Below are 22257 nucleotides of genomic sequence, written 5' to 3' on the forward strand. Positions count from 1 at the left end.
GATTCCGTTTGCCAAAAGTTCCAGTTCAATCTCGTCAGAAAAGCCATTAAGGTCCACTTCAAAGGTCTCCGGGGCTCCCGACGATACAACTTCGAAATAGGCCGTGTGCTCACAGGCAACTCCATTAGTTATCTGGCTGACCGTCAAGGAATAATCCCCAAGGGCGGTTATATCCAATGTTGGTTGGTTACCGATTTCATTGTCGCTTGCATCCCGCCAACTATAACTTTCAAAAACACCTCCGTCAATGACCAAGTCCGGACTGTCGGGACAGATGACATAGCGTTCTTGCATGTTCATTTGCGGCAATGGGTTCACAATCAAGTTGAAACTGGAAATATCGAAACAACTTTCCAAATCGGTATGCTGTACACGCGCCCAAATCGTTTCGTTCAAGTTTGTATTTTGATAATCGGCCTTTGAAAGGGGCGACACATTGTTCAACGCGTCAGTTTCTGAACCATGATAACTGACATCATAATATAATGGGTCCTGACCGTTCAATACCTCGTCGTCTTTTTGGGAGAGGTCGAAAATGTAGCGTCCTGTTTCATCGGTATCACAGATGATGATATCCGATGCTTTAGAGGCCGTGGGTGTATCGAACACCTGTACCTGAAAGGAACCCACGTTGTAGCACTGTGAATTATTGGTATTTTCCAATCGGAAATGGATGGTCTGCGGATTACTCGTATTTTGATAATTCACAGTAATTGGGTTTTGCGATGTTTCGGCATCTGTTTGGGAAACATAAAATGAAACACTGACACCCGAAGCTCCGTTCAAAATCTCATTTTCCTTATCGGGTAAATCTAATAAAAAGAATCCGTCATTGTTATCGTCACACACCTGCCAATCGGTAACCTCGGGTACGACGGGCGTATCGTAAATTATCAAATCGAAGGAGGTGGTGTCATAACAACTGATATCGGAGGCATTCTCCACCCGAACGTATATGGTGTTTTGATAAGCTGTGCTCAAGTAGGCATTGGCGTTCAAGGCGTTCGTTCCTGTATCCGCATCGTTTTGAGATACATGGTAGCTGATGTTCAAACTATTGGGATTTTGTGTGCCTATGATTTCCGGTTCCGTTTGGCTCAGGTCGAAAAATGCCTGTCCGTCATTATTGTCATCACAAAGGGACAGGTCATCGGGAGTGTTGGCCGTTACGCCGGGAATCACTTCAATCATAAAGCTTCCGGTTCGGAAACAGTCCGTATACGTGCTGTTCTGGAATCGAATGAATATTTCTTCCGTTGCGGTGGTATTCGTATAGTTCAGAGGCAATGGGTTCGTTCCGGTATCGGCGTCCGCCTGTGAGGCGAAATACAGGATTTCGAATTTTGTTGCGTCCTGACCATTGAAAATCTCCGCATTCTTTTGAGAAAGGTCAAAAGTGAAAAGGCCGTCCGTATCGTCATCGCAGACCGTCCAATCGGTAATCGCGGGTACGTTAGGTGCTTCCCGGGCAATAATGTTGAACTGGGTGGTGTCATAGCACTGTCCGTTACTTCTATTTGATACACGTATAAAAACAGGTGTTGTTCCATAATCAAAGGAATGAATGGGTTCCAAGGCATTGACATTGCTGTCCGCATCGGCCTGGGTCAAAAAATAGGCTACGCTAAAATCGTTTGGGTCTTGGGTACCCAAAACCGTCCTATCAAAAGAAGGCATGTCCAAATTATAACTTCCGTAGGAGGTGCATCCTATCAAATCCGTAGGCGTATTGGCCACTGGGGTTCCGTAAATAGTAATGTCCTTGGTTTCCGTCTTGGTTTCCGAGGCCGTACTAGCCGTTACACTTACCGTATAGGTACCCGGGGCCGTATATACATGGGTTGGGTTTTCCAAGGCCGAGGTATTTCCATCCCCAAAATCCCACAATATGGTGGTCACGGGTTCACTTGTTTCCAAACTAAATTCTGTGGCATCTCCCAAACAAAAATTGGAAGCTTTTAAACCTACAATAAAATACGTTTGTATAAAGGGTGGTAGTCCCAACCGTGACCTACGTATTCCCAAACTGGCCCCGTTCTGTATATACCCTGCTCCTACCCCTGCCACATTAGGATTAGGGATTACTCCCAAATACGTTGCCTCAAATTGCGCAGCGTATATTCTACCGTCTATCGCAAGTTGTAAAGCACCAATTTCCAAAGGTTGATTTACAATCAAGGTAGCGGAGGCCTCTATGGCGGCCGCATCATAATTTGTGAGATCGAATTGATATATCCTACTTTCCCGATCGGGATATCTAAAATAAATGGTGCTCTGTACGTAGAGCTTACTGCTGTCCGAAGAAAACTCCAAGCCATAATTCCCCATAATCCTAGTACCCGCAATAGCCTGATAAAAGGACTCAAATTCCAGAAAATCGCTAATAACACCTGTTGCGTTGTCAAACCGAAAGAGTTGCAAATAATTGCCTTCATAAGCGGCAGAGGCCAAAAAACGACCATCCGGGGAAAATTTTAAATAGCCTCCTACATGAGCCATTTCCGTAGCATCAAAACCTATGGCCGAAACCACTGGTGTAGCACTTACCCCCGCATTCGTAACCAAATAGGCTATAAATTCATTACCCTGATCTCTATGGGCAACGACCCAAATATCGGTACCGTTGGCATGGACAACGGCGGTCAGTTTTTCCAATACCGGGGTTTCCAGTAAGACGTTTTTGGTAGTAATATCACCGAGACCGCCATTTAGGGTCAAGTCTACAATGCTGTATTGCAGCCCTTCCGTATCGGCCAATTCATCTACGGTAAATACATAATAAATATCTGGATTACCGGGAGAAGGTACGATTATACCGGACTGGGTACTGGAGGGATGCCCGTTAAGCCCCGTTCCATTGGGCATAGGAGTGTGGGTACGGTCCCATACGGTCACCCCATCCGTATAGAAAAGCAAATTACCGTTAAAGTCTGAAATTACGGAGCAACCCTCTTGGGTACGAATCTGCCCATCTAGTAATGCCACAGGAGCACCGCTATTGAAATCCAGGCCAGCATTCTCGCCAAAGTACCAAATAGCCGCTTCTTTTTGCGCGTGTACTTTAAAGAAAACAGAGAGTACTAATACTATGTAGGTAAGTTTTTTCAAATAAATAATTTTGGGACCTTTATCAAAAAACTACTATAACCTTTTAGAACCTATATCCTAATCCAATTTTTATGATGTTGCCCCTGTTGTCAAAAGCATCATCACTTACGGTGATGGTACTGCGGTTTATCTCCGCCCAATCAAATAATGCGACTACAAAAAAACGTTGGGAAATATCATAGGATGCACCCGCTGTCAAAACGATACCTTCCCATGTGCTTTTAAAAGTAACATCCCCAAAACCGTCGTCGTTTCTGGTAGAGACAAACCTATTGGCACCATACCCAATACCGGCAATGGGCTTAAATTCCCCATTTCTACCTAATGGAAACTCCCCAAACAAAGTAGGGTGTATCAACATGCCTCTAAATTCTTCCCCTTCATTTTCTGGGTTTGGAATACCCACAAAACTGGCATTTATGGAAATGCCTAGATTAACAACATTTAAGTCCCAAAAACGGTATTGGACGCCGACATCTACAAAGCCCGTATATTCATTTAAAAAATTGTCACCAACGGTTATTGGGTAGGAAATTGTTGCACTAAGACCAGTTCCCTGCGAAAAAGCACTGAAAGAAGTAAATGCTATTAGTAGTACAGATATACAATATTTCATATTTATAAGGTTAGGTTATTTCCAAATATAAGATTTAGCTGTAAATTCTCTATAGTTTTGTAAGAATTATAGGTAAAAAGCATTTATTTGCTATAAAGTTTTGCATTTTGAAGACCCGTGATACTTGGGTTTCATTCTTTTTCCCTCTTCACTTATGCATACATTATGAAGTTCCAAACTTCACACGGCGGTCAGAAAGTGTTAAACTATTTTGCTCTTGTTACATAATATCTTTCAGAAATTTTATCCCTCACAACCATTTGCTCTATGCCCCTATCCTCGCTTATAGCCAACATTTTAATTTCGAATTTAATATGATCTTTGTCAATTGAATAGTTATCCGAACAATCGTAATAATATGTTGAATCTATTTTTTTATCAAAATAACATTTGTTGCCTTTGAAAGGATTACCCAACACCTGATTATCTTCTGATAGAGATAATAAAATATCTTCACTATAAATGTTATTAACATCGCCTAAAATAGAATAAAGTATTCCATTTTTTTTAGCTAGAAAAAAATTATCATAATAAGGAATGTTAACTTGATAAAAATCCATTCCTTGGTGATTAAATGCTACGTCTTCACTAATAATTAATTCAAACGGAATAGTATCTCCGCTTCCGGAAAATTCACTCAACTCAATTATCTTCTTATAATTTGGAAATAACTTTTCCTGTGCTTGATTTTGGCAGGAACCTAAAACTAAAAACAATATGAATAATAATTTACCTTTCATCTTTTACAATCACAATTTACTTTGGTTCTGTTTAATTTTTTCTGTTCTGTAAAAAATATTCTGTTGAACAGAGCATTAATATCATTAAAAATATCAATTTTATTTTTCTGAGAATTATATCTATCCAATGGATAATTATAAGTTTCTGATGTACCATCCGAACTAAATCCCTCTAACCTAGTATCAAGTCCTCCCGTAGGTGATCCGGCGAATTCAAAATGTTGATCTACAACACTATTTACACCTTTATGATCTCTTTGATATATATGGGCGTATATTTCATGGAATATTACATCACTAGCAGAATTTCCCTTCATAAGATTGTCCAAATATATTACTGTTAAATCATTCTTTCCAGGTTCGAGAGTAAATTGATCTCCAAAAGTATTTATTTGTTGATTGGAAATTTTTTTACTTACACTTCTTAAAAGTTGTTTCGTTAAAAACATTTGTCTTTTCACAGCGAGACCTCCAATAGCTAATCGCTCCCCTTGTTTACCTGATTCCTGCTTATCCGGGATAAAACCTACGTGAATATGTCTGTTAGCGTCATTAACATATCTCTCAATTGCTTCAATTCCTATCGCTGTTCCAAGTAGGGCTATGAAATCTTGGTTAGTTATTCTCTTGCCATAAAAATAAACATATCCTCCATCATAATCGTAATAATTAATGGGGTCATTACCCATACCTAAATATGGGGATTCAAACTGTCCATAAGGATCAGTAGTCAACCATCTTCCTATCCTAGCATCCCATAATCGTAGTTCAAATGCCTCTTTGCCAGTTTCCGTATCCTTTTCCTGCCCCTGAAAAGCATACCTATAATCTCCTAGCATGTTCCTTCCGGGCATTGGCATACCATAGGGGTAGTAATCCGTTGCGTTTATGGTATTGGAACTGCCATTAGCTACTGCAAAAGCAGCACGTACATTGCCCAAATGATCTGTTAGCTCGTAGGTACTGCTATTGTCCAATCTATTATGAACCGCTACACGTCCACTACCATAAATAGGTTGCTCTACCAACGTATTGCTATCATAAATGGCCATAACACTGCCTGCTGCATCCCGTACATAATACGTAGATTGTACTAATGCACTACCAGTACCGTTGTAGGTATCCTTCCGAACCCTATGGTTTCTATCATTGTAAAAGAACGTAACTAAAGATAGTCCATTTTTACGAATCGTGGAAACCAGACCATTGGTCGTATAGGTATACGTAATGCCTTCCGCCTTGTTCTCAATTAATTGGCCTATGGCATTATATACGTAATTATCAGCATCTGGTTGTGAATCAATATCATCGGCGTTGGCAGCATCGCCATCGGCATCGATAACCTGTAACAGTTTATTGGTACCTGTTTCGTAATTATAGGATAAATCGTCCATGGCATTGCTGCTGCTCACCGTTTGCTTGTTTCTTTTAAGACTTAATATATTACCATTGGCATCATAGCTAATATTGGACACATCATAATCCCCATCTGCAATGGCACTACTACCCGTGCCAGCCACAATCCTTGCAATAACATCACTTCCTTCCTTTGCATGGAAGCCATCTTTTAGGGTAATACTGGTGGGGTTTTCCAATAATAAGGTTCCCCCATTTTCTATAACACTTGTAGATTCCAAAGGTGGCTCGTTACCTCCAATGGTTCCATCCCCATTAAAGTCAGCACTTTGCAACCAATTATTACGGTCATAATCGTATGCATAGGATAGTTCATTGGTGCTACCGGGAACCGCATCGTTTTTCCAACGTATACCTTTTATATTGCCATTCAATTGATCTGTTCCATACGTTGGCGAGGTAATATTAGTCCTTTGGGTCCTTGAATAATCATTGCCATAATAATCCAGTTGCATCCCAAAGAGGTCATTGGTATCCTGCCCTGGGTCATTGGCACCGTCCAGACTTGGATGGTTTAAACTTTTTAATTGTCCCTGTAGATTATACACATAGTCAACACCCTGCACAGGATTTCCCTGTGCATCCACCGCCAACTCCATACGTTTCATAGCACCCGTTTCATAGTAGCTATAGGTGGCATTGGTCTCAAAGTTACTACCATCCGCAGAGGTCTCTACCATGGTCAATTGGTCGCCGCTATTATACGTGTATCTGTGTACAAACCTTTCAGAGGTCGTATCCTTTTGATAATCCACTTCCAATACCAAACCGGTAATGGGATCATATTTGTAATCAATGGTTTTGGTGCCCAAATTTTGTATGTTCTGTACCATCCAGTCCACCCGCCCGTACACATCATAGCTGTACCAAGATGTGGTTGCCATTTGTGTATCAGCGGTAAAGGTCTTACTCACGTTACCGGATAGGAACTTTTGTTCCGAATAGTCGGTCGTTGGTATATTGGACGCCGCTAAGGCCGCATGCAGACCAGTTGTCTCCTGTTCGTCGTACAACGTGAAAGTCTGTTCTGAACAATCATCATTAAGTAGTCCGTCATCATCCTCATTGATATCTTCCAATATATTTTCCAAAAGACTATCGGCATTGGCAAAAGTAATAGTACCCTCTTTGAACACGCCACTTTCTACTGGACGACCGTATTCGTCATAGTTGGTGTAAGAGAATTCTCCATCCGCAAAATTGCCGTCCTCATTAGGATCTTTTTGCTTGCTATTCTGGGAAAAACGAATTTGGCCATCCTCACGGTATTTAAATTCCGCCGTTCCTTCATCCGGGCTAGTGGTCCGTTGTAACTGCCCCAATGTATTATATTCATAGGTGGAGAAAAGTTTTGTCGCCTTCGTTGCACCCAATGGCTGGTAGGATGTTACCAAACGATTGGCCTCATCGTACTCGTTTAAGCTATAATCATAGTAATTGACCGTATAGGTTACCCCGATACTTTCGGGAACATACGTATCCAAATTATTCACGGCTACCCTGTAAAAGCCATTCCCTAGGGTACTGGTACTACCACTGATCGGTGCTTCCGTTATGAGATCATACACCGTTACGGCACTTGAATTGCTTACTGTAAAACCTGTGATACCTTCGGCGATGTGAATATCCACAAAACCTTGTTCCGGAATTGTAACGGTCATGGAAGGTGAAGTTGTCCCTTCCGATCCCGATCTTGCCGCGGCCAATACTTTGCCATCGGTATCCATGAATACCACATTTTCAACACCATGGACATCCCTGGACACCGTTTTTGTGGTTTCTAGGGTATTATAGCCGGATTCACCAAAGGCCGGGGTTTGACTCAACTCTCCCGAAGCCTTCATTGAAAAGGTATAGGATTGAGGCCATTCGCCATTTACCTTGTTACCTCCCAAATTTCGAAGGGGCTTTCCTGGGTTCAGCTCACTATAAACCGTTTTGGAAAAGGGATAAGAGGTTACGTCCTGATAGGGTTCACGGGTATTATTGTCACTATAATAATAGCCCAAGGTTTCGGGGGCATCACCCACGGCTGCAGGAGTTTCAGAATTTGTACCGTCATAGTCGGTAACATCATAATCAGTTACATCATCCGATTTCTTTATAAACCCTTCCTTGAACTGGTAGGTCAATCCTTCGCGAATCGGAGACGACAACGTCTGTAAGGTAGGCCTCCCGAACTCATCGTATAACAAGGCCGATGCCCAAATGGAATCTGACTTTACATCCCAAGATTGTGTCTGTTCTAATTTGCCCAAATCATCAAAATAAGATTTACTGGACGCCTTTACCTGTGTATTTAAATCATAGGACCAAGTGGTTATGGTATTTCGATTTTCGGGACTAGAACCTGGAGGACAGCCTTGATTTTGAGCCGTTCCAGGCACATCTGGACAAAGATCGCGGTTGTTACTCACATAGGTATAGGGTTGATCCGTTGGTGCGGTACAGCCATATCTAGGAACCGCAGTAACGTCTCCAGAACCATCATTGTCCTGATCTGGGTACCATTCCTGATCTACACAAGAACTTTGTACTACCCTAAACAATCCTAGAAATTCACCGGTACTATAACTGTAGATACCTACATAGGTGGTAACGGAAAAACCCCTATTATTATCAGTTGTTGAAAAATTAAAGGTGTTATTACCTTGGTTTTGTCCAATTTGGAGATAAGCAGCATCTATGGGTGCACCACCGTTCGAGTAATCACCAAATACAACCTCTCCATGGCATCCTATAGGGTCGGATACTATTTGAATGGTTTTAATATCTGCATTGACACCATAATCTATTTGTGTGCCTGGAAGCGTAGTCCCATCAACGGTTACGGAAAGGTCGCATGTAGGAGTTACCGGTGGTCCTGTTTGCTTTACTCCAAGTATTCCTATATGCGTTCCATTCAAAAATATTCGTGATCCTGTTTGATTTTGACTAGACCCATTTATGGAAACAAATTGACCCACCGAAACACTTATAGTATTATTAGGATTGATTGTGAATGTTGCCCATTCTGCTACCGGTCCTTCGATAACGAGTTCAAAACCAGGTGCACAGGAAACTCCTGAAGGAAAGGCAATTTCTACGGTGGTAGACCCTCCCTGCTCACCATATTCAAACTCTAAAGGACTATATGGGTTAGTAATATCAACTGGTTGATTACCAGTACTTACCTCCCTTAGATATCCTTGAGCACAATCGGCATCACAACCATTAGTGCCTGGTCCTGGCGCTGCCTGATTGGGACATTGGTCATCTACACTTTCCGGTGTCCTAGTCCAATTTCCGGTCGGCATTGTGCAGCTGGTTTGTGTAGCACCATTGGGATCAGGATAATTGTCGCCATCAGTGTCCTCATACCAAACGGTTAAAGGATTTATATTGGGATCATCGTCATCACAATCACCAGTGCCGGTTACTGATAACTTGTACCAAGAATTAGGCTGACTACATTGAGTAACCGAAGAATCAGCATATCCATCATTATCCTTATCCTTATACCAAGTTTGTAAATTACAGGATAAAGTAATCTGACCACCAATAGATAAACCAGATCCATTGGTGGCTGTACCCACAATAGTTGCTATTTCTTGGGATTGCCCGTCGTTTCTTCCAGTAGTTAAAATAATTTCATCAGGTCCATTTTTGGTAACAGACAACCAACTGGGCAGCGGGCTTCCATCGGTAAGGGTAAAATTGTAATTCGTTGTTGTAGAGCAATTACTGTAGCTTAGAGGAAATGTTTTCGATTCCCCATTCTCATTAAATGTACTTGTTAAATTTCCAGAAACGGTACAAGGAAGTGGTGGGCCATCTTGGTTTAAGCCAATTATTCCAATTTGGGTGGTTCCTTGAATTTGAACCCTTGTACCCGTACTTCGGGTACCACCATTGGTACTGTAAGCACTGCTGACTATTTTTATTTTGTTATTTGGTTCAATTGTTATTGTAGCCCAACTATCTATATTATCCAAAAAAACCAATTCATATGGCGAAGCACACGCACCATTAGGAAATACAATTTCAGCATAAGCTGTTCCTCCATTTTCGTTAAAACTGAATTCAGTAGAATGATATGGATCACCTGATGGTGGTGTACTAGATCCATCGACTCTAATGTATCCGGAAAGACAGTCCGGGTCACAGCCATTATTTGTTGTTGAATATTGATCAGGACATTGATCTATAGTAGCATTTTGGGTCCAATTTCCGCTAGGCTTATTACACTGTTGAACAGAACTGCCCGTTGGGTTTCTAAATCCATCATTGTCACTGTCTGGATACCATGTTTTTAATACATTGGTCGTGCTATATTCAGTGGGGCAAACATCCACGGTCGTATTTAGCGTCCATCCCGTTCCCCTATTAGCGCAATCCATTTGGGCCGTACTTCCTGGATTTCTAAAACCATCATTGTCACTATCTGCATACCAAGCCTTTTGTAAACAATCTTGTGTAAAAGTACCTCCAATTCCAGGGCTACCACCGTCTTGTCGCTTTCCTATAAGAATTATATTTCTACTTCCTGTACCACTATTTTGTGCAAATGTTACACTAATTTGAGTGCTGGATGGTTGCGAAACGGTTACCCAAGAAGGTAAATTCTGTTCGACACCATTGACTACCTGCTTAAATGTAAAATAGATATTGGAGGGGCAATTCGAATACGAAAGCGTATAGTTTTTTGTCTGACCCGCACCGGCAAAATTACTACCGGAAAAGCCTGTAATAGTACAAGGAGGTGGAGGTGGGGTATATCCTTCATTTTGAACAACGGGAATACCTCCAACCGAATTTCCATTTATCGAAAGGTAAATACTACCGGACCGTTCAGCACCTGAATAGGCGGGCGAAGTGGCATAAACGGTAGTTCCTGAAATCGAAACCGAGCTCAACCAACTAGGAGACCCAATAATCGCCCATGTGCCACCAGGGCAACCTGATGGAATTTGTATTGCCCTTGAAAGACTTCCGCCACTAGAGGTAAATTTCATTTCTGAAGCAGTTGCTCCGTAACATGATGAATATTGGGCGTTAAGATTGTTAGTTCCCAGAAGTAGGAAACCAAGAATAAATAGGGCTATGGTAGAATATATTTGAATATTTTTCATAGTACTTAGTATTTATAGGTGTACTTGTTTTCATTGATCTTTTTAAAGCCTCCGGTGCCAGGTCCGTTGAAATCCTCTACCTCTGTCCATGTTTGATAGAGTCTTCCTCCTTCATCATATTTATACTCTGTGGCCATATTATTGGCTCCCAAAATATGGGTGAGTTCATCAAATTCATTGTACACATAAGAAGTCATAGAGGAAGCAACGGGATGTAACCTAAAATCGTCGATATATGCCGTTCCACTTTCGTTAATCACAGCTATCGTTTGTTCACCAATGACCTGGAAATAATAATTGAGTTGTATCCATTCCCCTGCTCTAACCTCTTCCTCAGTATTATGGGAAATATAAGGTGTAGATGTACCCACCTTAATTTTGAGGTTTTGATGGCTACCGTGTTTGGTCCAAATAGAAACCTTGTATTCATCTCTTTTTCCCTGATTTACATTTACCGTGAAACCAGTTTGTCCACTTTCCAGTTTGAGGGATTTTTTACCTGTATGGATATTGGAAGTACCTGGTTCTTCCGTGGCATCACCAATACCTACTTGGCCGCCAAAGGTGCTATTGATGGCATCCCAATCCTCCGCTCCCGAATAAAAGATTTCATTATAGGAGGCGTTGCCCGTGGCATAGACTTTTTTGTTTAAGTCTCCCATTTTCGTCGCCAAGAAGTTGTCATTGATATCCTTTACCTCCAAAGGTGAGGACCAGTGGTTATATCTTGTTGTCTCCGATATTTTTTGCCATTGACTATTGGTTTGTGTAGCATTTTCTCCCCAATTGAAATCGGAACTGGATAATTGTACTCCAAAAGTGCCATCAGCATCCACATCATCTTTCCAAATAAAGTTGCTATGTTTTCGCCAAATACCATCATTAGTTGTGGATAACAGATCGCCGTCATCATAAATGCTCTTATTCCTCCAAGTATTTATTGAGGCTGCATTGGTCTTCCATGTGCCATTAAGATAAATATCGCTAATGGCCATGGCCCTTTGGGTAATCATGTGCTTATTATTAATATCGTCCACTTTACTGCCCATACCCGAATATTGGGTATAGGCCGGTATATTCCTTGTACGAATTAAAGTTCCATCTGCTTTGGTAGTTTCCGTGGTTGCAAAGGCGCCTGTTTGCAAATCTGCATCCAAATATTTCTCAGAAGTTGTGAATCCACCCGTTGTAGTTCTTACCTCGTTTAATACAGTGGAAAACTCCTCTTTGGACGATATGGAAATATATCGGTCCTTGAGTACCATAGAATTAGGATCATCATTATTGTTGGTTTGGAAAACCGATTTCATATTCTGGAAAGATTCCTGGACAGAACCTCTACCTAGAATTACGTTGTCAGGTTGACCTATTCCTTGATATGCATTATCATAATATTTTTGAGTCTTGGACATGAGATGCCCTTCGTTATTAAAGCTTTCAATACTTCTAAATTGACCTACCAAAGAAGTGTTCAACTTCAAATCGACCGTTTTACCATAAGTCTTGTTATTGGCATCAAAATACCCCCCGCTTCCAGCATCGGCCACCTTAGATTCAAATATGGTAATAGTATCTTGCACAGGTTGCCCGGTATTTTCATCTATCTTTTCAGATTCATACTCCATTTTAAGATTTGGATCGAACAAATTGAAAACTGGATTTAAGGTGTGAAAACGGTATCTCGTGCTCTGTAGTTCATTTCCGTTACCGGAAACTGGCACCATAGTCACATATTCATACATCACACCAGGACTTGGCAATTCCGATTGATACGGAATAAACTTTATACCATTCTCTGGGGCAAAAGAGGTAATACCCGAGGACTTATAATTAGGATTATCTTTTTCTCTGGGCGTACCCGGTTTATTATAGTAATAGTTTGTTTTATATTCTCTTCCTAAATCATCTGAAACGATGATACTTTTGGCTCTTAATCCCCCTCCTTGAACATCCTTAGGCACTTTATTCGCTAAAAGTCGGTAGCTCATATTGTGACTACTATCGCCATTTCCTATTTCACCTATCCAGTGTCCTCTAGGAAATGACTGATACTGACCTGAGCCAATAATGTCACTTTTGGCAAAATATAAGGTAACATCAGGGTTTTGAGGAGTTGGAACAACCGTGACAGCTTGAAAATACTGTTGAATATCAACATTAGGAGGCGGCCCTGTAAGCCAAGGATAATCGTTCGAATATGATTCAGGAAAACTATTTGTTGCAACTTCAAGTACCAATGTATTGTCACTTTTCACCTCTTTAACAACTACATCAAAATCAAATTCTGGTCTTAAATCAAATGCCCCACCTGCATCGGCACTAAAAAGACCGTTATCAATTGTTCTTTGAATCCATAAATCCAAAAAAACTTCTTTGCCATTTTCAAAATACTTGCTAAAATCTGTAACCTGTTCAGGTCTTAATCCCGGAATGTTTTGAATATAAATCTCAACTTTTGCATCTGGAAGTCCGCTTATTGCTCTAACAGTAATCTGTAAGTTATCCTGCCATAATTTTCTTGAAAAAGCCTCCTGTTCGTAATCGTCTTCCTCATATTCTAGTTTTATCTTTCCACCTGTAGGTGTTTTAATTTCTTTTAAACTCCAATTATCCGGTCCATATTTTTCATAATCCGAGGAGTTATATATTTCCTCAGCCACTTGCACTTCATCAATGAAGCCCCATCCATCTTTGGCCTGTCCCGGTAAATAGTCCGTTGGGTAATATTTGTTAAAATATAAGCCCTCTGGATAGTCCATTTCATTCTTGTATGCAAATCTATAAGGAGGCATATAGCCTTTGTTCTCCTTACCATTGAAGTAAACCCCGGTCAAGGTCAAACGACCGCCACCATAGCCGTTACAGAATATGGAACTTGGGGAATTTCTTGCCAAGGCATAGCTGTAGGTTAGATCAATTACCTTCAAAGCTTTTGAGTAATCGAAATCTGTAAAATCGGTTACGTCATATACATTTTGCTCTTGATGCACCCCATATCCGTATCCTAGGCCATACTCATCTTTGAAACCTCCGTTTGGATTGAAATTTAAGCTCTGAGACCCCCAGAATAAGTCATCATCATATCCAGGAAAGCAATTAGTATTATCCAAGGAAAGAGTGGGATTCTTATTAGTACTTTCGAAACTGCCTTCATTCTTTGTGACAATTATTTTATCCAGTAATAGTTGGTATTCTCTTTTATAGTTAATACTTTCCTGAACAACAATAGACGTTGAACCATTATCAATTACCCCATTTTCAACTGTTGTATTACCATCAAAACTGTATTGGTAAGTGGTTGTATTTGCATTACTGAATTCATTGTTACCATGGGCTCCTGTACTATCATATCGTAAATCTTTTACGAAATAAGCTGTGTGCTCCCTAGTAACAATTTTGTCCAAGTAATAGAGTTGTTTTCTTCCGTACTGATAATTGCCAAAATCCTTTTCCTCAATATCCCCTGCAAGATTCGTATTGTACTTTTTCCCCTTGTAGGGTGAACGCCAAACAAAACCATCGGACCATTTACCATAATCCATGCTTACCCAGTAACCATAATCGTCCTTATCCGGTTTATTATCATTATTGACATCCACATAATCAGGCCCAGTTATTGCGGTAAGCAGCCAATGCGTGGCATATGGGGAGTACTGTCTTTTTTCGTTAACATGATTTTGAGAGTTGTCCTTTATAAGATTGCGCTCTACTTGTTCAAAGTGATATACTGGTAATGAGTAATGGTATGTTTTACCATCCGGAGCCGTAATTTTGTAAGCACCTATCCCATCTTGAGGCCAATTGGCATAATCGGTATTATCTGGATACATAATTTTAGTGGTATTCCCTGTAGCCATTTGTTGATTGGTAAATACTTCCACAAAATTTCCAGATCTTTGGCGCATGTTGCTATTGGCCCCACTATTTAAATAGTTTTGGAATGTATTTCCAGATAAGGAATTCAATTCTCTATTGGGAACAGTTACATTCTCAGTAAACTGGCCATTAAAGTAGAATTTTATGTCTGTCGAATTATTTTGCGTTGATGTACCAAATGACCTTGAGGTACTGCCCCCATTGTGATAATAGACCCTCATGTTTTTATTGGATTCATCGGTATCGGGACCAGAATATCCCAAGCCATAAAGTGAGGCATTTTCAAATATTTTGGGCTGAATCTCCCCTGATATTCCAGTGGCATTTACAGAATAGGAATCATAACTAGCAAAACCAAAATTTACTTTTTCCCTTTCTGTTTGATAATCCGTAATGAATTCCTCAGCTGTTGACGGAATTTGCTGTTCATATAAGTCCGTATATTGATATCTATCTTGAAAATCGACAAAATTATCAGTAATTTGATTATTTGGATCATTATTGACTATTGGGTTCTTACCAGCCAACCCGCTATATAAAGACCCATAACCTGATTTTGGATAACCTTTATCCAACTGATAGGTAACTTTCCTATATCCAAAAGAGAGGTTAAAAATCCAAATTTGAATAGGGACAAAAAATCCTTTACTGCTAATATCATAATCACCAGCAGAATAATTCCCCATGGAAAGACCACCCCCACCAGCTTGTCCTTTATCGTAGGATGTTTTATTGCTAAATCCGCCAGAAAGCGAAACAGAGTTATCGGTAAGACTGTATCCTAGACTACCATAAGCTCCGCCAACTTTTCCACCTCCAACTCCAATTCCTACATTAGTACCTCCACCATTAACATTACCTGAAATTCCAACAGAAAGAGAACCTCCATAACTGCCTTTACCAGCTCCAATACCATAACCCAAAGAATAACCACCATCCGTAGCTATACTTGCGCCAGCTCCGGCAAAACTACCATATACAGAGCCTGATAAACTTTTATTAGATCCCCAAGAAATACCAACTCCGACCTCAGCAGTTTGTGAAAGACCAACCCCAACATTTATATTGTAGAACTCTTCCGAATCTTGGAAGTAAATAAAATCCAATGATTTGCCATTTAACCAATCATCAGGAGTTCCACTTATACTTCTGCTAATGGCACCAGCATTCACATTCCAACCCAGACCTGTCCAACTTGATTCCATATCCAGTGGAACACCTGCATGGTAAGATAGGGTAAGTGGAAACCCATCCATATCCAAAAGTGGTAGTACATAACTGACATCACCACTAACCAGGTTTACCATGTCTGTGGCATCCACAGGTTCAAAGGAAGCGGCTTCCGGTGCGTTGGGTCCATTGTTGGAAGCCAACACATAGTTTATTGGTAATAAACTAGGTAGGAATACTAAAAATAAAGTCAAGGCTATCGCCCTATGAGAGAATTTTGTCTTCTTCATAAAATAATTATTGAATTAAGAAATATTGGAGCTTTCTTCTACTACTAGTTAAATTCCGAGAAGTCTAATAATGGTTCTTTTAGTATGGATTTTGTATCGAAATGAAAGGCAACTTCGCCCGTTTTTAATCCAAAATCCTCTATAGTTAATTTAAATTTTTCATTACTTAATAATTTGGGATCACGTGGATAGATAAATAAAATATCTGTTGTTCCCCCCATCCCGTATACTCTTGGATATATATAATCCAAATGCTCAATGGTGTCTTTTTTCTGTGTTACTAAATTCACGGCTTTCCCCATACCAAATGCCAACTGATTGACCATGGCACCAAATTGCTCTCTGCTTTGACCCATACTATTTAGAACCTCTTTTCCATTCTTATGAATGGAAATATTGAAATACATGAAATCCTTGTATTTAATTCTTAGGCTGTCAATACCAGCGGGCGTTGTATTGTCAAAGATTTCCTGTGCTACCATCATATCAGTAGGTTTATAAGTAATCACGTAATTAACCCCGTTGACATTGGTACTTTTTGTGTACCCACTCTCCGGGTCCAAAATGTGGGTGATTAAATCCTCACTTCTATGAAATTCTTGTTGGTTGCAAGAAAAGCAGACAAAGCCCAACAACGCAACAATAAAGAATTGAACTGAATACTTTTTTCTATTTAATCCCTTCATATCGTTTGTTTAAACCTTGTAGAACTTTATCTGTTAAATCGGTGGATTCTTCCGCATACATAATATTTCCATTTCCTCCTGCCCCAAAAATCATGGGGTAACCATGTTTTTTACCGTACTCTTGCACATAATCATTAATATCATTTATGAGGGTTTGCGTCATTTTTTGGTCCTCTTCTTGAACTTGTTTTTGTACCGCTTGTTGATAGTTGTTGATTTGTTGCTGTTTATTAGCTAGTAATTCCTGTTTGAGTTCAGTTTCCTTTTTGGTCATACTTGCCCTTTCCTTTTCGTAGGCTTTTAATTCGGTTTGCCAGCTTGTAACCAAACTGTCCACATTGGACTTTATGATTTCCGTTTTTTTGGTAAAGGCTTTACGTTCTACTTTGGTTCTTTTATAACCTTCAATCAATTTGTTAACATCTACATAGACCAAGTCATTTTTGGAGCTATTGGCTACAAAGGAGCTGATCAACACAACGGTTATAATACTTAAAATGGGGATGATTAGTTTTTTCATCTGTTTATTTTTTATTGTTTTTAATAGGTTAGATGTAATTATTCACATCATTTCTTTTTGTTTTTCAGAGGTGTTCATGAATCTTCGATTTCGCCATCCCGATAGCTATCGGGACATCTTGGTGAGTATCAAGACTTGTTATGGCTCATTTCATGGTAATTATTTAATGGTTTGCTTATTTTTTGGATTCTAATTTTTGTATTCTTTTTTCCTGCTGGATGATATACAGTGTCAACTCCTCAATTTTTTCTAAAAGGAGTTTGTTCATTTCACCCAAATCCACTCCACCGATGTTAATTTCCGAAGCCGAGGGAATATTGATTAGATGACCCTTCTTTTTAATATGTTGCTCTACCTCGTATAGTGTTGGAAGCTTATAATCTTTTTCAAATACGTAGTCCGGCCAGTTGGTAATTTCCACTTTAACCTCCTTGGCCCTGATGTTTCCGTTTACGGCAAGTTTATCCGTTCCTGGATCTGAGATACCAATACCAACATTTCCACTGTCAAAATGAATATTCCCATTATTTTCGGCCCATAAAGTCGAGCCACTTGAACCAGAATTTATCAATTCCTGTATGGTAGGTTCCTGACCATTTATTTCATAAAGGGTCGGTCCATAGAAAAATTGCTGATCGGATGCATTGGGGTCGTTGTACAGATAAGCTCTATGCACCAACCAATGGGACGTGGTGGATAACTTAAAATCTGTCAGAGTAGCTACTTTTACCCCACTAGTATCATAAATACCTCCTTGATGGTTCAAGTCGGTATGTCCATGACCATAGGCGTATCCTACTAGAAGGTACCATTCATCCAATTGAGGAAGGTCTCCCCAATAGAAATAGGGACTAGCCTGCGGAGTACCGTCAAGCTGTTGACTGGTTGCCGTTTCACTGGTGTTCAATGCGTGAAAACCAAAAAGCGTATTTCCATCATTGGAATTTATTTTTTTGATCCAAACGGTAAACCTAAAATCCTTCGAAGGATCAACGACATAGTATTGGGTATTAAACCCCCCATCCTGAATGGTACTGCCATCTGCCAACCCTTTCCAAACAATGTTCGATTGACCAAAAGGATCGACATCGGTTTCGCGTAAATTTTTAGCGTCTGTACCGTGTTTAAAGAATCCAGGGACATTACCGTTTCCTGCGGACCACGTTGAAGCGTCAATTAGATTGGTCTGGGAAAAACCGTTGACAAAAAATAATAATGTAAAAAATGGTATTAATGATTTCATTTTATAATAGTTTGGTTAGTGTTCTATGCTTTTTTTATCCAACTTACTTTTGAGTAATTCCAATTTATTTTCCAATTCTATTTGCTTTTTTTCCTGTTTTATTATGTAAAGCGTTAACTCCTCAATTTTCTCCAGTAATAATCGGTCCATCTCACCTAGTTTTATACCATTTGCCCTCACTTCATTTGCAGAAGGGATATTTGGCAAGTGACCTTTTTCTTGGATGTATTTTTGGATTTCTTCGATCGTAAGTAACTTGTGCTTTTCGGTAAAAACATAATCCGGCCAATTTGCAGATTCAACTTTAACCTCTTTAGCCCTAATATTTCCGTTGACTGCTAGCATATCATTACCCGCGTCTGTAGTGCCAATGGCAACGTTACCCATATTAAAATGGATATTACTTCCATTCTGGTTCCATAAACCCGCTGTTCCCGTTTCTGGCTCAGCAGGTGGGTTTATGATGTCGCTGTAAATAGCCTGTATTTCAGAAGAAGAAAGTGCTTTTGAAAACATCCCGACGCTTCTTATGTGATCGGAATATTCCCAATCCCATGTGGTAGTTTCACCGATTAAAATATCCTCATCATAAGTCGCTGTCCCTATGCCTTCAGTACCCTTAGTTTCAATCAGTTGACCATTGATATATAACTTTGATTCATTTTGACTGACAGCAAGTGCAAAATTTATATTCTGGTCTATCAGTCCATTACTAAGATCGAATCTATTCGAGGAAGGATTACCACCAACACGGACCCAAAATTTATTGTTACTTATCTCAATATGATATTGAACACCACTAGTGCCTCCTCTACTTATCAAAGTTCCATCACCGGGAATATCGGACCCGATTAAACCCATAATTGTAAATTCATCCGTTCCAGGGGTAAAATCCAAGGCTGCTGGCTGTCCCAGGTTAATATAGTTATCCAATCCAGCGAAACTAAACTCCTTTTTTCCGTCAGGAGTAATATTTAGGGTAACTAACCCTTGTACAGATATACCTGATACAACTCCGGCCTGATCGTTTACCGTTGTAACCGATGAGCCGTCTGCGCCAGTCTGTTCTTCCGCATCTACCCAAAGTTTTAGCTCAGGTATTCTAGCACTTACAGGTACTAAGTTGGTTTGCGCAAAGGAAAATTTCACTATTGTGAACAACAATAGCATTATCCAAAAAGTATAATTCTTTTTCATGGTTTACCGCTATTTTATAACTCTTAACACTTTTCTCGGAGTTAGTTTTTAGATATACTAATAATTAATCTTTCTAACCGTACCAACCGTTCTTGCTGCGATTGGTTAACCTTGGATTGATTGTATAATTCCTTCTGTAATTTTATAGAATAAAGAGTCAACTCTTCTACTTTCTCCAATAACAGACGATTGACTTCTCCCAAGTTTTGTCCATTAGATTCGATTTCCTTTGCACTCGGTACATTAGGTAAGTGACCATGCTGCTCAATAAATTTTTGAATTTCTATAAGACTTAAAAGAGGATAATCCTTTTCAAAAACGTAATCTGGCCAATTGGCTGTTTCAACTTTTACCTCTTTAGCCCTAATATTTCCGTTGACCGCTAGTTTATCCGTTCCTGGATTAGTAATTCCGATACCGATATTTCCTTGATTATAATAAAGGTTACTATTATCCGCGTACCATAAGGAAGTCCCCCCCGAAAGGGTTTCTACTACCTCAATTGCGGATATTTTAGCATAGTCTGCTCCACCATCGGCGGACAGCGAGGAGAAATAAATATTAAGAATACCATCATTGACCGACGTATTAAATTGCTTGATTGATGCAACGTCAGCACCTACTTCATCGTAAATATCGAAGTTGTCCAATACCTTGGTTCCCTCAATACTTACATCAAAGACCCTACTACCCGTGCCTCCTGGTTCAATGGAGCCGAAATACGATTCCATAAAATGAAGGGCTACAGAATAGTTTCCATTGGTTACTGGAAAATCGTAACTTAATTCATCAGTGTCTCCATAACGCTCTGTCTTATAGATTTCAGGAATCTGTTTCGTGTAATCACCTATTTGCGATGGTGTAGAAAAGTAAAAATCTTCTTCAAAGTTTTTACCTTGATAGGTTAAAGAATCGCCACCCGCATTTATTCTTATTACGGTTTGTGAAAAGCCTAAATGACTTGTCAAAAGAATAATAAGTATCAATATTAGTTTTCTCTTATTCATACTTAGATTTGTTTTTTAGCGAGTTTATTTGCACCTGTTGCTCGTCATATTGATTTTTTAGCTGTAAAATGTAGATTGTGAGTTCTTCTATTTTTTCAAGTAACAATCTGTTCATCTCGCCTAAATTCTGACCATCAGTCTCTATTATTTTGGCGGAAGGTATGTTGGGCAAATGCCCATTTTCCTTTATGAACTCCTGTAGTTGAGATAAGCTTTGTAAGGGATATTCTTTATCAAAAACATAATCCGGCCAATTGGCTGTTTCAACCTTAATTTCTTTTGCTCTAATCTCACCATTGACGGCTAGTTCATAACTGCCTGGTATCGTAGTCCCAATTCCAACTTTTCCAGAATATGATGCTACGGAATTATCTTCTGACCAGATAGTAGTACCTGACCCAGTCCCAGAACCTGAACTGGAAAAATCAGAAAAACCTAAATTATTGTTGATTAACGTATTCTGTTCGGCCGTAGTCAAGGCCCGATTCCAAATCATAACATTATCAATATTACCTGTAAAACTTCGGGTGCCGGCCGGTGAAGCAACATCATAGGACCCTATCGTAACATCACGTCCAGAATTTACGGTATGTGTACCTGTAAAGCTAATCCCCTCTACATCCGTCGCCGTATTGATTCTTATTGTTCTGGGTTCTCCCGATTTCCAAACACAAATAATCCGAGACCAAGTATTTAAAGGAGCAGTCGTTGTCCCCATAAAATCCCTTCTCACACCATCAATGTAATTTCTGTACCTTATTGTATTTGTATTGGTATATGAGATAGAATAAACATTATCTCCGGTACTTCCCCATCCTTTTTGTACTATTACGCTTTTACCGGACTGTCCATTAGCAGTAGGGTAAATATCAACCATCATTGTAATCTCTGTACCATCAATATCAAGGCTTGTAGAGGTTGGAATGGTTGCCATAGTTGCTTGAGAGCCTGTAAAATTTAGCGCATTTCCAATATTACCTGAGACCGTGGTTGCCCCAGTAATAGTACCATTATTGGTATTGAGCTCATCATCTAAGGAAGTGGAACTCTCAAGTGAGTATGCAGAGACTAAACCATTCAAAAAATTAGAATGATCAGTTGTTTGTCCTTTGACACCTAAATGCAATACTAAAAGTGAAATTCCTAAAACTAAGTTCAATACTTTCATATTTAATTGATTTTGTAATTCGTACTACAAAAAAATTAGAATCAAATTATTGTGAATTATCATTTCTTTATCCAATTGAAGTATTTTGGATTATGCCCGCAACTGATTT

Annotated in this window: 11 protein-coding genes; all 11 read right to left on the reverse strand. The window is 39.7% G+C overall.

Features of this window, described 5'->3' with window-relative positions; translation table 11 throughout:
* Positions 1–3108 (reverse strand): PKD domain-containing protein (locus tag PP182_RS19805; protein WP_272652986.1); only part of this gene is annotated, 3108 nt, incomplete at its 3' end.
* A 43-nt stretch (positions 3109–3151) separates the two neighbouring features.
* Positions 3152–3724, reverse strand: a complete 573-nt coding sequence (locus PP182_RS19810; RefSeq protein ID WP_272652987.1) for an outer membrane beta-barrel protein — start codon at positions 3722–3724, stop codon at positions 3152–3154.
* 206 nt (positions 3725–3930) lie between these two features.
* Complete coding sequence (locus tag PP182_RS19815) at positions 3931–4464, reverse strand: hypothetical protein (protein WP_272652988.1); 534 nt, start codon at positions 4462–4464, stop codon at positions 3931–3933.
* Complete coding sequence (locus tag PP182_RS19820) at positions 4461–10991, reverse strand: RHS repeat domain-containing protein (RefSeq protein WP_272652989.1); 6531 nt, start codon at positions 10989–10991, stop codon at positions 4461–4463. The genes PP182_RS19815 and PP182_RS19820 overlap by 4 nt, the downstream gene beginning before the upstream one ends.
* Positions 10992–10996: 5 nt before the next feature.
* On the reverse strand, positions 10997–16327 hold the full coding sequence (locus PP182_RS19825; protein WP_272652990.1) for a hypothetical protein: 5331 nt from the start codon (positions 16325–16327) through the stop codon (positions 10997–10999).
* 44 nt (positions 16328–16371) lie between these two features.
* Positions 16372–17013: a hypothetical protein gene (locus tag PP182_RS19830; protein ID WP_272652991.1), complete on the reverse strand. Its 642-nt coding sequence runs from the start codon at positions 17011–17013 to the stop codon at positions 16372–16374.
* Positions 16997–17533: an OmpH family outer membrane protein gene (locus tag PP182_RS19835; RefSeq protein WP_272652992.1), complete on the reverse strand. Its 537-nt coding sequence runs from the start codon at positions 17531–17533 to the stop codon at positions 16997–16999. Before PP182_RS19835 ends, PP182_RS19830 begins: the two co-directional genes overlap by 17 nt.
* Positions 17534–17708: 175 nt before the next feature.
* Positions 17709–18776: a hypothetical protein gene (locus PP182_RS19840; protein WP_272652993.1), complete on the reverse strand. Its 1068-nt coding sequence runs from the start codon at positions 18774–18776 to the stop codon at positions 17709–17711.
* A gap of 15 nt (positions 18777–18791) precedes the next feature.
* Positions 18792–19973, reverse strand: a complete 1182-nt coding sequence (locus tag PP182_RS19845) for a LamG-like jellyroll fold domain-containing protein (RefSeq protein WP_272652994.1) — start codon at positions 19971–19973, stop codon at positions 18792–18794.
* Between the two features lie 41 nt (positions 19974–20014).
* Complete coding sequence (locus PP182_RS19850; RefSeq protein WP_272652995.1) at positions 20015–20980, reverse strand: malectin; 966 nt, start codon at positions 20978–20980, stop codon at positions 20015–20017.
* Positions 20973–22148 carry a LamG domain-containing protein gene (locus PP182_RS19855; RefSeq protein WP_272652996.1) on the reverse strand — a complete coding sequence of 392 codons (1176 nt, stop codon included), beginning with the start codon at positions 22146–22148 and terminating at the stop codon, positions 20973–20975. Before PP182_RS19855 ends, PP182_RS19850 begins: the two co-directional genes overlap by 8 nt.
* Positions 22149–22257: the final 109 nt, after the last annotated feature.

The sequence above is a fragment of the Maribacter sp. PR1 genome (assembly GCF_028464145.1).
Taxonomy (GTDB): Bacteria; Bacteroidota; Bacteroidia; order Flavobacteriales; family Flavobacteriaceae; genus Maribacter.

Bases quoted from the DNA above. Each gene is read 5' to 3' on its own strand.
- PP182_RS19830 (WP_272652991.1), bottom strand. From the start codon at position 17,013: ATGAAGGGATTAAATAGAAAAAAGTATTCAGTTCAATTCTTTATTGTT.
- PP182_RS19825 (WP_272652990.1), bottom strand. From the start codon at position 16,327: ATGAAGAAGACAAAATTCTCTCATAGGGCGATAGCCTTGACTTTATTT.
- PP182_RS19840 (WP_272652993.1), bottom strand. From the start codon at position 18,776: ATGAAATCATTAATACCATTTTTTACATTATTATTTTTTGTCAACGGT.
- PP182_RS19855 (WP_272652996.1), bottom strand. From the start codon at position 22,148: ATGAAAGTATTGAACTTAGTTTTAGGAATTTCACTTTTAGTATTGCAT.
- PP182_RS19815 (WP_272652988.1), bottom strand. From the start codon at position 4,464: ATGAAAGGTAAATTATTATTCATATTGTTTTTAGTTTTAGGTTCCTGC.
- PP182_RS19850 (WP_272652995.1), bottom strand. From the start codon at position 20,980: ATGAATAAGAGAAAACTAATATTGATACTTATTATTCTTTTGACAAGT.
- PP182_RS19835 (WP_272652992.1), bottom strand. From the start codon at position 17,533: ATGAAAAAACTAATCATCCCCATTTTAAGTATTATAACCGTTGTGTTG.
- PP182_RS19810 (WP_272652987.1), bottom strand. From the start codon at position 3,724: ATGAAATATTGTATATCTGTACTACTAATAGCATTTACTTCTTTCAGT.
- PP182_RS19820 (WP_272652989.1), bottom strand. From the start codon at position 10,991: ATGAAAAATATTCAAATATATTCTACCATAGCCCTATTTATTCTTGGT.
- PP182_RS19845 (WP_272652994.1), bottom strand. From the start codon at position 19,973: ATGAAAAAGAATTATACTTTTTGGATAATGCTATTGTTGTTCACAATA.